The following is a 14,933-nucleotide window of genomic DNA, read 5'->3' as shown; positions in this document are numbered from 1 at the left end:
TTTAGGGGTAGCCAGTGAAAATATGCGGTTGGCAAACCGTTCGACGTGCGAGTAGCACAGCCGGTGACAGAGCCTTATAGGCGTAGAGCAAACCACCCGTTTGACGGGTGGTCCTGATTTTATATTGTAATTCAATGTTTACAAATAGATTACAATAAGGAACTAAAAAAAACACATTCATATACTGTAGTAAAAGTAATTTTATAATAATCTAAAGGTGGTTAGGTGATGAAAGGCTACAAAAAAATAATAGCACTATCCATTATTGCAACTTTAGTATATTCATATTTTACTGGAATTACGGTATATTCTTCAGATGAAATAACAAAACAAGAGTTTACTAATGTTTCAGAGTTACAGTATGAAAAAAAAGAAAATAATAGATGGATAACAGGATATAGTGGAAATGAAGAAAAGTTAAGTTTACCAGAGAAAATAGAAGATACTGAAGTAACTAGTATTGATGTTAATGCATTTAAGGGCAGTAAGATAAAAGAAATAAAAATGCCATTCATAAAAGATATTGGGGAAGGAGCGTTTTTAGATGCAAGTACTTTAGAAAAAATAGAAGTATCAAATAAAGTGAAAATAAATTTAGATGCTTTTAAAGGAACAAATATTAATACAATTACGATTGATTATGGAGAAGAAGATATAGCTGATAAAACTATAGTTGATTGGAAAGATTTTGTTAAGAAGATAGACGGAATTAATTTAGAAAATGTAACTGGAAAATTTATAAAGAATAAGGATTATACTAAAAACTTAGATGATACTGTGGGACCAGTTATAACTTTAAATGGTGAAGCTGAAATAAATATAGAGATAGGATCACAGTTTGTAGACTTAGGTGCTACTGCTTATGATGAATTTGAAAAAGTAGATACTATAGTAACATCAGATAGCGCAGTAGATACATCTAAATTAGGACAATATATAATAACTTATAAAGCTATAGATAGTTCAAGAAATATTACAACTGCTATAAGAAAGGTAAATGTAGTGGATACAGTACCACCAGAAATTATTCTTAATGGAGATACAGAAGTAGTAATTGAGGCAGGTCAAAAGTATGAAGAGCTAGGAGCTATAGGAATAGATAAGGTTGATGGAAATTTTAAAGCAACTGTATCTGGAGACGTTAATACAAATGTTCCAGGAGAATATATTTTAACTTATACAGCTACTGATAATTCAGAAAATTCATCAACTCTTACAAGAAAAGTAAATGTAAAAGATACAACAGCACCTGAAATAATATTAAATGGGAAAAGTGAAATAACAATAGAAGCAGGAACAAAATATGAAGAATTAGGAGCTATAGGAAAAGATATAGTTGATGGAGAACTTAAAGCGACTATATCAGGTGAAGTAAACACAAGTAAGGTAGGAGAATATAAATTAACTTACATTGTTACTGATAGTTCTGGTAATTCAGCAACTACAATGAGAAAAGTAAATGTAAAAGATACAACAGCACCTGAAATAATATTAAATGGGAAAAATGAAATAACTATAGAAGCTGGTACACAATATGTAGAACCAGGGGCTAGAGGAAAAGATGGAGTAGACGGTACAGTTGAAGTAAAGATAAGTGGAGTTATAGATAGTGGTAAAGTAGGTGAATATAAAATTAATTATACAACAAGTGATAAAGCAGGGAATAAAGCTAGTGCAGTAAGGAAAATAAAAGTTGTAGATACAGTAGCTCCAATTATAACGTTAAATGGTGATAGTATACTAAGCTTAGAAGTAGGAAATAAATATGAAGAGCTTGGAGCAGTAGCAAAAGATAAGGTAGATGGAATTTTACCTGTAACAATTACTGGAGATTTAGATGTAAACAAGGCTGGAGAGTATATAATAACCTATAAGGCTGTGGATAGTTCAAAAAATGAATCTACTACAACTAGGAAAGTAAAGGTTACTGAAAAGATAGTAGAAGTTGAAAATGAAGAAACAGTTAAAGAGAACAACTTTAATAATAAAATAATTTTTATAGTAATTGCTGGTGGAATTATTATTCTTGGTGGAGTACTTGCAGGAGTAATGTATTACTATAGAAAAAGAAAATAAATAAAATATAAAGATATTTATTAAATGATATAAGAAATGATAAGTTAGTAATAATATTTTCAAGAGGTTACTTAAAATTTTGCTTAAACCCTACAGTACAGATTATATTTACTAACTTGTCATTTCATACTTTTAACGTATTTTATATGTAATTATTAAGTTATTACTTAGAGTAATTAATCATAATTGCTTAACATATAGTAGCTATATAAATAAATGAGAGGTACTATATGAATAAAAAAGCAGAGAATCTTTTTGTAAATACAATTATTTTAACAATTACAGCTCTTATAATGCGAGTAATAGGAATTATATATAAGGTATACATATCTAATGAAGTTGGAACAGAAGGAATGGGATTATATAAACTTATAGGAACTGTTAGTTCTGTGGCTATAACAATTGCGGTTTCAGGAATAAGTACAGGTGTTACTAGAATAGTTTCAGAAGAAGTTTCTAGAAAAAATTACAGTAATATTAAAGCAATAGTATTTAAAGCGTGTGCTATATGTGGAGGGTTAAGTATAGTTGCCTCTGTAGTATTATTTTTATTTTCTGAAAATATAGCTTTATTATTTTTAAAAGACGAGAGAGTTGTGATATCCCTTAAGATAGTAGCTATAAGTATTCCCTTTATTTCAATATCATCATGTATAAAAGGATATTTCTTCGCGGTAAGAGATATTTTTATACCTATTACTTCACAATTTGCAGAACAGTTTATAAAAATAACTGTAGTTGTTGGATTATTAAGTTTAGTTATGCCACGTGGGTTAGAGTATGGATGTGCAGTACTTGTACTAGGAACAGCTATTAGTGATATTTTTTCTTGTATTTACGTTTTTATATCGTATAAATTAGAAAAGAAAGAAAATAAAAACTTTAATGTTATAAAAGAGAAAAGCGGAGATTTATTAAAAAGATTATTTAATATAGCATTACCTGTAGCAGGAAGTTCTTATATTATGTCAGCCTTTAGATCAGTAGAGATGATATTAATACCTGCAAGCCTTGTAAAGTTTGGTATGTCTACAAAAGAAGCAGTCAGTGTTTTAGGAGGCGTAATGGGAATGGTTTTTCCTATAATATCATTTCCAGCAGTATTATTAATGTCATTAGGAAGAGTCTTAATACCAGAGATTTCAAGAGCAAAAGCCATAAATAACAATGAAAGAGTAAATAGTTTAATTAGTAGAAGTATAGGATTTACGTGTATTATAGGTATTATGTCTTTTTTTATATTCTCTAATTTTTATAATGAACTATCAATTTCTATATATAATAGAGATGATTTAGGAATATTCTTTAAAATGATTTCTATAGCTATTCCTTTTATGTATATAGATATGATTGTAGGCGGAATATTAAATGGATTAAATCAACAGGTAAAATCTTTAGAATATCAGATATTGGAGTCAGTTCTAAAGATTGTTCTTATATATACTATAGTACCTTTAAAAGGAGTAAGTGGATTAATTATTACAATGTTAATTACTACAGTTTTTAGCTTTATATTGAGTTTTTTACGAGTAATTAAGGTAACAAATTTAAAAATTAATTTTAATAACTGGATTATTAAGCCTTTGATTTTTTCTTTTGTATCAATAATTATTGGAAGAGTTATAAACGGTGTATTAAGTGAATATAATCTAGCTATTGGCGTTGTTACAGCTATGGTTTTATTTGTTGTATTGATGATATATTTATTTTTGTTAAAGTTGTTTAATTGTATAAAGTTTAGAGATTAATGGATGATTCTGAAGTCAACATAGTTAAAATGTTGGGTTCAGAATTTTTTTGTTAGAAAAATTTTAGAAATACGATATTAGGTTGTAAGATTTATACTGTAATATTAAGTTAAAGGAAATAATGCTATAATTGATGTGATGAAATTTAAGGTGGTAGAAGATATGTGTAAGTATACTGTTTTGGTAGTAGATGATGAAAAAGAAATAATAGATGCAATAGAGATATATTTACAGAATGAAGATATAAGGATTTTAAAGGCTTATGATGGACTAGAAGCTTTAGAGATTTTAGAAAAAGAAGAAGTTCATTTAGTAATAATTGATGTAATGATGCCTAAAATGGATGGAATGAGAGCAACTATGAAAATAAGAGAGGATAGAAATATACCTATAATAATCCTTTCTGCAAAATCACAGGATACAGATAAGATTTTAGGATTAAACGTAGGGGCAGATGATTATATAACTAAGCCTTTTAACCCTTTAGAGCTTATAGCAAGAGTAAAATCTCAATTAAGAAGATATATGGCTTTTGGTCATTATAAAGAAGAGGAAGACTTAGAAAAGATTAAGGTTGGTGATTTAGAACTTGATAAAAGAAGTAAATCATTTCAGGTTAATGGGGAAAATGTAAAGATTACTCCTATAGAATATAAGATATTAGAGCTTCTTATGAGTAATGCTGGAAGAGTTTATTCAGCAGAGGCTATATATGAAAGTGCATGGGGTGAACCTTGCTTCTCAACAGATACTGTTATGGTTCATATTAGAAGAATAAGAGAAAAAATCGAGATAGATTCTAAGAATCCAAGGTATTTAAAGGTGGTATGGGGTATTGGATATAAGATTGACACAAATTAAAAAGGATAAAATTCTTATAAGAAGAAGTTTAAAGATATCAAAATTTATATTCAATATTATATTCATTTTAATCTCTATATTTATACTTAGTTATATAAAAGATAATAGACTGTTAGTTTTATCAATTATACTACTAGTTCATGTTAATATAAATTTGTTTATAAGAATTTTATTTAATACTTTAAGAGTAGGATTAACCTGGAGAAATATTGAAGAGTTTATTGAAGGAATAGAATTAGGTAAAGTAAGTATAGAGAATATCCAAAGCAAGCTTATAGGAGATGAGGATTATAGATATTTTCTTGGTAAGCAGTATGGGAAGGTAGCTGAAGAAATTAAAAACATATTAGATAGGGTAGTGAAATCTATAGATAATATAAATAGAAATGAAAAGATGAATATAGAGTTAGTTAATAATGTTACAAATAAATTGGACAAGCCACTAGAAAGCATTTTAGAAAATATAGAAAAGCTGAAAGAAGATAAGAATGACGAAGAGGCAATCTATAATCTCAAATATAGGTCTAATAATATAAAGTTATTAATTGATGAATTATTTGAGGCTGCAAAAGTATCAAGTGGTGATATAAATATATATACTGAAAAAATTGAAATATCTTCATTACTTAAGCAGGCTTTAATTGAATACAAAGATAAAATAGATAGTTCAAGGCTTGTTTATAAAATTAGTATTCCAAAGGAGAAAATATATATTAAGTGTAATGGAGAAAAAATGTGGAGGGTATTTGATATTTTGATTCAGAATACTTTAAAGCATTCTTTAGATGGAAGCAGGGTATATGTTGATTTATTTACTAAGGATAATAGGGCTTATATAACGATTAGAAATGTATCTAAGGAAGAATTAAATATTGAACCGGACGACTTAGTTAACATTATTAATAAAAATAATGAAGAGGATAGATCAGGACTTGCTCTTGAGATTGCTAAAAATTTAGTTCTTCTTCAAAGTGGAGACTTTGACTTAGATATTAAAGCAGATTTATTCAGCGTCATAATATCATTCGAAATCTATAAAGAGGAGAGTGAAAATGATGATAAGCAAGTATATTGAAGCAAAGAAGTTCTGTAGAAGATGGGTAAGTAATGAGGAGGCTAATAAATTTAAGATTATAAATGAAAGAGTACTTATAGAAACTTGGCTTGGAAGAGTTCTGTTAATAATAAATTACTTTGTGGTAAGAAAACTTGTACATACTACTGGAGATAGATTTTTTCCAAGATATGATACAGAAGCTAGCAAGTATATAGTTCTTTTAACATGGGTAGTATTTGCAATAATAACTTTTATATCAATAGTTCAGCTTGTAATAAAAAATAAGGTATATACAACTGATTCAAAGATTAGTTATGAAAAGATAACCTACTATAAATATAGAATTATTAATAGGTTAATCAGAGTATTTATATTGGTTTTATTTTATATGACTTTATATCAGATATTATTTCAGGTTACTATGGAGGAAATTGACATAAAGAGAACAATACTTTGGTGGATTATTGTAGTTAATATAGTAATACTTATTTATTTGGGCTTTATAGTAGCAAAGAACTATTTTAAAGGAGTTGTACTTTCATCTACTTTAGAAGAGATAGTGGGAGATGAAAATTATGATTTGTCCTCATTAAAGAAAAAGATTGAAGAAAAAAGAAGTAAAATAAATGAAATTAACTCTAGTGATTTAAGTATAACATTTAATGCCATAGAGGATTTAATGAATATTGCAGAAAATACAGGAATTATAGAAAAAAGCTCTTTTATAAGTAAGACTGAGCTTATAACTAATGTATCTCATGATTTAAAAACTCCATTAACATCAGTAATTAATTATGTTAATTTCTTAAATAATGAAGATTTAACTGAGGTTAAAAGGGATGAATATATAGATATATTAGAGAGGAAGGCATTGAGTTTGAAAAATTTGGTGGATGATTTAAAGGATTCTTTAGGAACAAATACAGGTGAAGTGAAGCTAGAATTTATTGAAATGAGAGTAGATAAGTTATTAGAAAAGGCCCTTTTTGAATTTAAAGAGAGAATAGAAGACTCTTCCTTGAGATTTAATATATCTATAGAAGATAAAGAAATTAAGAGAAGTTATGCAGATTATAAGAAGATGACAAGAGTAGTTCATAATTTAATTTCCAATATACTAAAATACTCTGCAAAGGATTCCGATGTATATATAAAGCTTGAACAAGAAGAATCAGTAGATTTTAGCAGAGGTTATTACACAAGAATAATATTTAAAAATACTACTGAAGATGAAATAAAAATGAATGGAGAAGAACTATTGGAAAGATTTAGAAGGGGTGAATCTTCAATAAATACAGAAGGTTCAGGATTGGGCTTAGATATAGCAAATAGTTTGATGAAACTTCAGAATGGTGAGCTTAAGATAAATGTAGATAAAAATAATTTTATTGTTGATGTAATAATATAGGGGGGATTTGAGAATGAAAAAAGGGGTTAAGTTAAATAATGTAATATTTCCTATATGGATGATGTGGATATTTCCACCATTAGCACTGCTTGCTCTTATAGGTAATTTTGTTATAGATAGCTTAGTGATTTTAGTAGCTTTTGCAATATTTAAGGTGGTTAAGAGTACAGGGCTTTCTATGGGACAGTTATATAAAAAGAGCATATTGAAGGTTTGGATATTTGGATTTTTAGGTGATATAGTAGGAGCGATAATGTTGTTTGTAACAATGCTGATTTTAGAAACAGGCGAAGGAGCAAATGACATAATTTCAGCTATATGCTATAACCCATTTAGTAATATTATAGGACTTATAATAGTAGTAGCCGCAGTAGTATTAGCAGTATTATTAATTTGGACATTTAATTATTATATTGTATTTAACAGATTAATAGATGATTCTAAGATAAGAATGATGGTAGCGATAACAATAGCTATTGTTACAATGCCGTGGACATATTTAATTCCAACCCAATGGCTATATAAAGGATTTTAAAAAATTTTAAAGTACATCATTTGCTATTTAATGGAGTGATGTACTTTTTTTATAAGTTTTTATGGAATTGAATAGATGAATTGTGTAAAATAATAGTAAATAATGTAAAAGTAGGTTTAGGTGAGAACTGAAAAAGATTAGCTGTGGAAAAGCGTATAGCTATAAGGAAAAAATATAACGAGATAAATAGGAGTGAAAAACAAATGTTTAATATGAAAGGCAAAAAAAGTTTGCTACCAACTGTATTACTTGCTTTATTCTTAATGGAGGTTTTTGCAAATGGTGTAAATTCTATTATAGGTATAGTTATTTATTGTGCTATGATAGTTTCTTTTATTGGTGGAGAGATATTAGAAAAACAGAGAAATAAAAAAGGTGTAGAAATTAGAAATAAGAATATTATTGCTGAAAGTAGAAATGGCGATTATTATTTGGGGATATTTGTATGCTTAGCGATTGTAACTGTATATATTGTTATATGTGCGTTTATAAAAAGCAGTTCAGGTATGTTTGTAAGTATTAATTTAAGTGATAATCCAATAATTATAATTGGATTAGTAATACTATTAATTGCATATGGATATTTTTATTTTACATCAAAACAAGTTATATATGCTGAAGGTATAGTGCTTGCTAATAATAAGTTTATAAGCGCAAGTGACTTTGTAGATATTGCTTTTAGAGAGACTCTAATAAGAAAGAAAAAATTAATAGAAATAACTATAAAGGATGATATCCTTAGTTATACAAATACTATAAGAATTAAATGCAAAGATGAAGAAGAATTTGAGAAAGTTGTTGTTTTAATTACAAGGGTTACAGGAATATTTGCAAAAAAAGTTTAAGAATTGATACTTTGCAAGATAGACATTTAGAGGGGATTAGAACATATGAAGAAATTGATTATTATTAATGGAGTTATGGGAGTAGGTAAAACTACTGTCAGTAAAAAATTATATAAGGAACTTGAGAATTCTTTTTGGCTTGATGGAGATAATTGTTGGGCTATGAATCCATTCATAGTTAATGATGAAAATAAAGAGATGGTTTTAAATAACATAGGCTTTATATTAAATAGCTATTTATCAAATTCAACTTCTAAGTATGTAGTATTTAATTGGGTTATTCAAAGTGATGACATTATGAATGAGGTATTAAAAAGAATTAATACTGAAAATATAGAAATCTATAAAATAACTTTAATGTGTACTAAAGAAGAGCTTATTAAAAGAATTGAAAATGATGTAAAGTTAGGCTTAAGAGATAGTAAAAATATAGAGAGAAGCCTAGAAAGATACGATATGTATAAAGCTATGGATACAATTAAGCTTGATACTACTGGAAAAAGTATAGACGAAATAATAAAAGAAATAGTTGAGCTACTGGAGTAGTGATGAAAAGGTTGGCATTGTGTCAACCTTTTTTTTATTAATAATCATCAATCTAGCCCATTTCTTTTAACGTATCTAGGGTTTCTTTAGGAATATCATCAATAGTACCTTTTTCAATAAATTTAATTTTATAAACAGAACATTGACCAGGATAGCTTTCTAGAACTGCAATACAATTTATATTGATTCTATCACCGTTTTCTAAATCTTTAAATAAATCTTCTTTTTTAGAATCATTACTCATTACTATAGGACACCCATACTCATCTATTATCATAGAATTATTTTTAACTTTTAAATATCTGCCAGTTATAGTTGAGCTTTCTGAAGAGAAACAACCTGTTATGAGAAGAAAAGATATTATATATGCAAAAAATAAGAAACATTTTTTTATAATAATCACCTCATTAATTTTGATATTTTATCCATTTATATATTAAGACTAAAAATATGTGGTAAATGTTCCTAAGTAGAGTATAAAATAAATATTTTAATTACTACTATTGTAAGAATGTTGTAATAATGAAAAATATATCGAATAGTATATGATAAGAGTGAAAAAATTAGAACAATAAATGAGAAAATAATTACAAAATATGGTAAAATATTTAATAGACATAATTAAATTATAAGTTAAGAGGGAAGTGTTTTTATGAAGATTAAAAGAAGTATATTATGTTTTATTATAGCAGCAATAGCTGTTTTATCTGTTGGATGTTCAAGTAGAGATAATGATGATAAAGATCTATCATCTAGTATAGCTGATGCATTAAATCAGCAAAATGGGACAAGTTCTAATTTCTTTTGGGAAAATGGTATGACAGATGATACTATTGCTATTATTGTAAATAGGTATACAGAAGAGCAATATAAATCATTAGGGGAAACTACTAAGGTAGTACTTCAAGATGAAAGTAATGAAAAGTTTTTAATAGTATCAGCTGAAGATAATACTAATGTTGAAATATGGTCTGTAGACTATGAAAATGATAAGTTTGTAGAAAAAGAGCTAGAGTGTGAGATGACGGCTATTAAGAAAAATACAGTTGTAGAAGTACAAGCAAGTCGTTCAGAAGGTACTCCTACCTATAAAATTAAGTTTAGTAATAGTAAAGGAGAATTAGAATATTACTTAACTGAAAATTTAAAAGATGGAAATCCTAATATTGAATATTTAACAATAGATATTCAAAGTGATTCTAATGGTGAAAATAAAACAGAACTTGAAAATAATGAAGCTAGTAATAAATTAACTATAGGAATGTTTATCCCAAATGGAAAATATGAGATTAAATATGAAGCTAGTGATTTAGTTTCAAATAATGATTATATAATAGGAAATGGTTCGGCATATCAAGTTGTAGGAACTAATGGAAAGGGACCTTATGTAAATGTATATGAAGTTAAAGAAAATGGTCTTTATAGAGTATTTACTGGAGATTTAACAGAAGATGAGATGGCTAATATAGAAACTATAAATTATCTTGATAAGAGAGATAATACTGAAGAGATACTTTTATTAAATGAACCTATAGCTGTAGGAACTAGATGGGAAAATAAAGAAATTGTTGAAGTTGGTGAAAATTTGAAATTAGGAGAATTAAGCTTAGAAGGAGCTTATGTGAAAACTTGGGAGAAGGAGACTATTAACGATATTGAATATGTGAAGGTATATTATTACTCAGAAGGATTAGGTTGTGTTCAACATAGAGTTTTAGAAGGTGAAACTGTTGTTGAGTATTCTATAGCTACAGAAATAATAAAAAAATAAGTAAAAATTAAGACAAAATTCAACAAATGAATGTTATTTTATGTATTAATTTGAATATAAAATTATATTACAAAATAGAAAAAAATAGGATATAATGAGTATGCGGCACGAAGGATAACTTCATATATTAAATATAAGTAGTTAAGTGGGATATAGGATGAAGACATAATAATGAATATAGGAACATATATATGGTTTAAGGACTTATCATAAAGTAATTATAGGACTACCTATAAAGTGTAGTTTAATAATAGTTTATGGAGCAGTAACTTAAAAAAGATTATGGAAATTAAAATAGTATGTATGTTTATAAATTTAAAATTAATGAAACAATAATAACTTAGAGAAATAGTCCTAAAAACTATGTGGGGTTTAAAATCAAAGGAGAGGAAAGGGTATATGAAGTTTTTAGATTTATCTTATGAAATTGACAATGGTATGCCAGTTTATCCAGGTGACGAAGAGGTAAACTTAGAGAAAATATCAGATTTAAATAAGGATGGATATGAATCTATTACTTATTCAGGTACTATGCATGCTGGAACTCATATAGACGCACCGATGCATATGATAGAGAGTGATAAGTATATTTGTGATTATCCACTAGATAATTTTATTGGTAAGGGTGTATTACTGGATGTTAGAGGGCAACAAGAAATTAATTTAAAAGATGAATATTTTAAGTTAATAAAAGAAAATCATATAGTATTATTCTATACTGGATTTGATAAAAAGTATGGACAAAAAGAATATTATGAAAATCATCCTATAATAACTAAAGAGATGGCAGAATTTTTAGTTAGAAAGAAAGTGAAAATGGTAGGAGTTGATATGCCTTCACCTGATAGAAGTCCATATGAAGTTCATAGCATATTTTTAAACAATAATATTTTTATATTAGAAAATTTAACAAACTTAGAAAAGTTAATATACGAAGAGAATTTTTCGGTTTTTGCGCAACCATTAAAAATAAAGGCTGAAGGAAGTTTAGTCAGAGCGATAGCTGTATTTCAAGGATATTAGAATTTAACTATTGTAAATTTAAAAATTTTAGCTATGCCAAATTTGAAAGATAACTTACTTAAAGATGAGTTTAGTTAAATTTGGGGCAATGATGAAAGATTGATAAGAGTCAAGGCGGAAGGATTGCATTTCATGGCAAAAAGATAAAGCAAAGGTATTAGAGTCAGTATGTAGATGATTCTAATACCTTTATTTTTATATATTAATAGTATTATTTATTATTATGTGTGATACTATGAGTAACTAATAAAATAAACATTAATTATAAAATAGATTAGAAAGGTAGGAGTTATATGAAAAATACAAGAGTATCAATTATTATAGTAATTTTAGTAATAATTATTATAAGTATATTTGGATGTTCATATTTTAATAAGTCTGTAGAAAGTAAAAATGAGAATATTAAAAATGAAGAAGTAGATAATTCAAATACTGATGATATAGAAGGAGTTATAGAATTTTTAAGTGCTATTTCAGGAGTTAAAGCAATAGATATTGAAATAATAAATAATCCTGTAGGATTTAAAGGAAAGTTATTTGTACCAAAAGAGTCTATAGCAAATGGAGTAGACTATTATCTACAACATACAAATAACGAAAAAATGGAAGATTTAAAAGTAGATATAGGGGAAAATTTTATAAGTGTATATGTTAATTACAAAGTAAATAAAGTAATTAAGACACCGATAGAGGTGAGAATTAATCCAGTATTAAATGAAAATAAAGATCTTGTAATTAATATTGATGAAGTAAAGTTTCTAGATATAAAGGTTGCTGATTGGATAGTTAATTTGGCATTAAATAGTTTTGTTAAGGATTGGTTTCCAAGTGATAGTGGATTAAGTCTAGAGTTCAATAATGGTAATGTAGTTGTATATAAAGAAAATTTTAATGGAGTAAACTTAAATCAACTTTCTATAGAGGAAAATGGATTAAATATAGATGCAACTATTGGTATTGAAAAAATATTTAAAAAATAGAAAATACTATTATAAAGGCTATTATTTTTAGTAAGGTGCAATTAGCAGAAAACTATGAGGTAGAATTTGATTATAATATTGAAAGCAGTTTAGAAAATATATCACTAGATAATTCAGAGTTAACAGTGTTATTATCAAATTTGTTAAATAATGCAATTGAGAGTAGTGTAGTATGCAAAGAAAAGTATGTAGAACTTGATATATATGAAGAAGATAAAGAATACATAATATATGTGAAAAATTCAATAGAATCTATAGATAAAAAGTTAGTAGAAAAAATGTTTAAAGAAAGATATTCAACTAAAGGAAGCAATAGAGGATATGGATTATTAAATATTAAGAATATATTAGATAAACATAAAGGAAAACTATATTTAAATGTAGAAGATGACTATATTGAATTTAATATAGAAATTCCAAGAGAAGCATAGAATCTGATTAAGGTATGGTAGTGATAAAGTCATTACTATACTTTTTTTGTTTGTTAATAAATTCTTTGAATATCTTAAGGTAACGATGGAAAGCTAATATTAGCAAATAAATAATTATTAAAGGATGATTTTTATGGAGGAGTACAAGAGAGAGTGGGTTGGTAATTTGAGGACTGATTTAGTTGCAGGGATTGTAACTTGTATGGCACTTATACCAGAAGCAATAGGGTTTACAATTGTAGCAGGGGTTGATCCTATGGTTGGAGTATATTCATGTTTTACTATGTCTATTGTTACTGCTATATTTGGAGGCAGGCCTGGAATGATATCTGCTGCGGCAGGCTCTATGGCTTTTGTGCTTGCAAGTTTAGTTAGAGAGCATGGGGTAGAATATATGTTATTAGCAACTATATTGGCAGGTATATTTCAAGTAGTTTTTGGATTTTTAAAGATAGGAAAACTTCTTAAATTTATTCCAAAACCTGTTATGATGGGATTTGTAAATGCTTTAGGAATAATGATGCTTAAAGCTCAGTTACCACATTTTAAAGGGTCATATATTTTAGTTTTACTGGGTGTAATAGGGGTAGCTATAATATATTTATTACCTAGGATAACTAAAATAATTCCAGCTCCAATAGTATCAATAGTCATTATAACTCTTATCGTTTTTATAAGTAAAATTGATGTACCTACTTTAGAAGATATGGGAAAGATAACAACAGAATTGCCTAGATTTTTTATACCTAATGTACCTTTAAATTTAGAAACATTAAGAATAATATTACCATATTCATTTTCACTATCAATAGTTGGATTAGTTGAATCATTATTAACAGCTCAGTTAGTTGATGATATGACTGATACTAGAAGTAATAAAAATAGGGAGTGTGTTGGCCAAGGAGTAGCCAATATAGTTACAGGATTTTTTGGCGGAATAGCAGGGTGTGGAATGATTGGTCAAACTATAATAAATCAAGAGTATGGAGGGAGAGGAAGACTATCTACCTTAACACCCGGAACAGTTATGCTTATATTTGTAATTTTGTTTAATAAATTATTTATAAGAATGCCTGTAGTTGCATTAGCATCAGTTATGGTAGTTGTAGCTATAACAACGTTTGATTGGAATTCATTAAGAACCTTAGGAAAGGTACCAATACCTGACACTATTGTAATGATAACTACAGTTATAATAGTTTTGCTTACAAATAATTTAGCTTATGGAGTTATTGTAGGAATAATATTAAGCTCTGTATTTTTTACTTCAAAAACATCAAACGTTCAAGTTGAGAAGGTTGTAGAATGTAATAAGATTAAATATAGCGTAAAAGGGCCGCTATTTTTTGCTGCAACTACAGATTTTATAGATAAATTTGATTATCATGAAAAAGTAGAAGAAGTAAATATAGATTTTTCTAATGCCAATATTTATGATGAATCAGCGGTAGATGCAATAGATAAAGTTATAATGAAATTTACAAAGAACGATATTAAAGTTAATATAGTAGGAATGAATGATAATAGTAAAGAAATAGTAGAGAAAATTTCTGTTAATTTTAATAATATAGTATAGTTCAAATAAATATAGATTATAAGAATATGGACTAATCATTAAATATTAATAATTAGTCCATATAATAATTGTAGTT

The 14,933-nt window shown here is 27.2% G+C and carries 14 protein-coding genes; 13 read left to right on the top strand and 1 reads right to left on the bottom strand.

The window, feature by feature from the left end:
• Positions 1-228 precede the first annotated feature (228 nt).
• The 8 genes from H8S10_RS12285 to H8S10_RS12250 all read left to right on the top strand — a co-directional run bounded on the left by H8S10_RS12285 (position 229) and on the right by H8S10_RS12250 (position 9,076).
• On the top strand, positions 229-2,076 hold the full coding sequence (locus H8S10_RS12285; protein ID WP_186839069.1) for an immunoglobulin-like domain-containing protein: 1,848 nt from the start codon (positions 229-231) through the stop codon (positions 2,074-2,076).
• A 230-nt stretch (positions 2,077-2,306) separates the two neighbouring features.
• On the top strand, positions 2,307-3,824 hold the full coding sequence (locus H8S10_RS12280; protein ID WP_186839068.1) for an oligosaccharide flippase family protein: 1,518 nt from the start codon (positions 2,307-2,309) through the stop codon (positions 3,822-3,824).
• 162 nt (positions 3,825-3,986) lie between these two features.
• Positions 3,987-4,685, top strand: a complete 699-nt coding sequence (locus H8S10_RS12275; RefSeq protein WP_055267139.1) for a response regulator transcription factor — start codon at positions 3,987-3,989, stop codon at positions 4,683-4,685.
• On the top strand, positions 4,660-5,760 hold the full coding sequence (locus tag H8S10_RS12270; RefSeq protein ID WP_055267137.1) for a sensor histidine kinase: 1,101 nt from the start codon (positions 4,660-4,662) through the stop codon (positions 5,758-5,760). Before H8S10_RS12275 ends, H8S10_RS12270 begins: the two co-directional genes overlap by 26 nt.
• The gene (locus H8S10_RS12265) at positions 5,738-7,150 is read left to right on the top strand and encodes a HAMP domain-containing sensor histidine kinase (RefSeq protein WP_186839067.1); all 1,413 of its coding nucleotides are present in this window, start codon (positions 5,738-5,740) and stop codon (positions 7,148-7,150) included. Before H8S10_RS12270 ends, H8S10_RS12265 begins: the two co-directional genes overlap by 23 nt.
• A 13-nt stretch (positions 7,151-7,163) precedes the next feature.
• Positions 7,164-7,685: a hypothetical protein gene (locus H8S10_RS12260; RefSeq protein WP_186839066.1), complete on the top strand. Its 522-nt coding sequence runs from the start codon at positions 7,164-7,166 to the stop codon at positions 7,683-7,685.
• A gap of 203 nt (positions 7,686-7,888) precedes the next feature.
• Positions 7,889-8,530, top strand: a complete 642-nt coding sequence (locus tag H8S10_RS12255) for a hypothetical protein (RefSeq protein ID WP_186839065.1) — start codon at positions 7,889-7,891, stop codon at positions 8,528-8,530.
• A gap of 45 nt (positions 8,531-8,575) precedes the next feature.
• Positions 8,576-9,076, top strand: a complete 501-nt coding sequence (locus H8S10_RS12250; RefSeq protein ID WP_055267129.1) for an AAA family ATPase — start codon at positions 8,576-8,578, stop codon at positions 9,074-9,076.
• 52 nt (positions 9,077-9,128) lie between these two features.
• On the opposite strand, the gene H8S10_RS12245 is transcribed toward H8S10_RS12250, so the two are convergent.
• Positions 9,129-9,479 carry a DUF3221 domain-containing protein gene (locus tag H8S10_RS12245; protein WP_055267127.1) on the bottom strand — a complete coding sequence of 117 codons (351 nt, stop codon included), beginning with the start codon at positions 9,477-9,479 and terminating at the stop codon, positions 9,129-9,131.
• Positions 9,480-9,728: 249 nt separating this feature from the next.
• On the opposite strand from H8S10_RS12245, the gene H8S10_RS12240 reads away from it, so the two are divergent.
• The 5 genes from H8S10_RS12240 to H8S10_RS12220 all read left to right on the top strand — a co-directional run bounded on the left by H8S10_RS12240 (position 9,729) and on the right by H8S10_RS12220 (position 14,857).
• Positions 9,729-10,847 carry a hypothetical protein gene (locus H8S10_RS12240; RefSeq protein WP_186839064.1) on the top strand — a complete coding sequence of 373 codons (1,119 nt, stop codon included), beginning with the start codon at positions 9,729-9,731 and terminating at the stop codon, positions 10,845-10,847.
• A gap of 399 nt (positions 10,848-11,246) precedes the next feature.
• The gene (locus tag H8S10_RS12235; RefSeq protein ID WP_186839063.1) at positions 11,247-11,870 is read left to right on the top strand and encodes a cyclase family protein; all 624 of its coding nucleotides are present in this window, start codon (positions 11,247-11,249) and stop codon (positions 11,868-11,870) included.
• Positions 11,871-12,163: 293 nt separating this feature from the next.
• The gene (locus H8S10_RS12230) at positions 12,164-12,850 is read left to right on the top strand and encodes a hypothetical protein (protein WP_055267120.1); all 687 of its coding nucleotides are present in this window, start codon (positions 12,164-12,166) and stop codon (positions 12,848-12,850) included.
• Positions 12,851-12,885: 35 nt separating this feature from the next.
• The gene (locus H8S10_RS12225) at positions 12,886-13,281 is read left to right on the top strand and encodes a GHKL domain-containing protein (RefSeq protein WP_186839062.1); all 396 of its coding nucleotides are present in this window, start codon (positions 12,886-12,888) and stop codon (positions 13,279-13,281) included.
• A 133-nt stretch (positions 13,282-13,414) separates the two neighbouring features.
• Positions 13,415-14,857, top strand: a complete 1,443-nt coding sequence (locus H8S10_RS12220) for a SulP family inorganic anion transporter (protein ID WP_207731879.1) — start codon at positions 13,415-13,417, stop codon at positions 14,855-14,857.
• The last annotated feature ends 76 nt before the right edge of the window (positions 14,858-14,933 follow it).

Source organism: Clostridium sp. NSJ-49 (assembly GCF_014287725.1).
Taxonomy (GTDB): Bacteria; Bacillota; Clostridia; order Clostridiales; family Clostridiaceae; genus Clostridium; species Clostridium disporicum_B.
This window is presented reverse-complemented; position numbering and strand designations above follow the sequence as displayed.

Bases quoted from the DNA above. Each gene is read 5' to 3' on its own strand.
- H8S10_RS12240 (WP_186839064.1), top strand. From the start codon at position 9,729: ATGAAGATTAAAAGAAGTATATTATGTTTTATTATAGCAGCAATAGCT.
- H8S10_RS12265 (WP_186839067.1), top strand. From the start codon at position 5,738: ATGATGATAAGCAAGTATATTGAAGCAAAGAAGTTCTGTAGAAGATGG.
- H8S10_RS12285 (WP_186839069.1), top strand. From the start codon at position 229: ATGAAAGGCTACAAAAAAATAATAGCACTATCCATTATTGCAACTTTA.
- H8S10_RS12230 (WP_055267120.1), top strand. From the start codon at position 12,164: ATGAAAAATACAAGAGTATCAATTATTATAGTAATTTTAGTAATAATT.
- H8S10_RS12275 (WP_055267139.1), top strand. From the start codon at position 3,987: ATGTGTAAGTATACTGTTTTGGTAGTAGATGATGAAAAAGAAATAATA.
- H8S10_RS12250 (WP_055267129.1), top strand. From the start codon at position 8,576: ATGAAGAAATTGATTATTATTAATGGAGTTATGGGAGTAGGTAAAACT.
- H8S10_RS12260 (WP_186839066.1), top strand. From the start codon at position 7,164: ATGAAAAAAGGGGTTAAGTTAAATAATGTAATATTTCCTATATGGATG.
- H8S10_RS12280 (WP_186839068.1), top strand. From the start codon at position 2,307: ATGAATAAAAAAGCAGAGAATCTTTTTGTAAATACAATTATTTTAACA.
- H8S10_RS12235 (WP_186839063.1), top strand. From the start codon at position 11,247: ATGAAGTTTTTAGATTTATCTTATGAAATTGACAATGGTATGCCAGTT.
- H8S10_RS12220 (WP_207731879.1), top strand. From the start codon at position 13,415: ATGGAGGAGTACAAGAGAGAGTGGGTTGGTAATTTGAGGACTGATTTA.
- H8S10_RS12255 (WP_186839065.1), top strand. From the start codon at position 7,889: ATGTTTAATATGAAAGGCAAAAAAAGTTTGCTACCAACTGTATTACTT.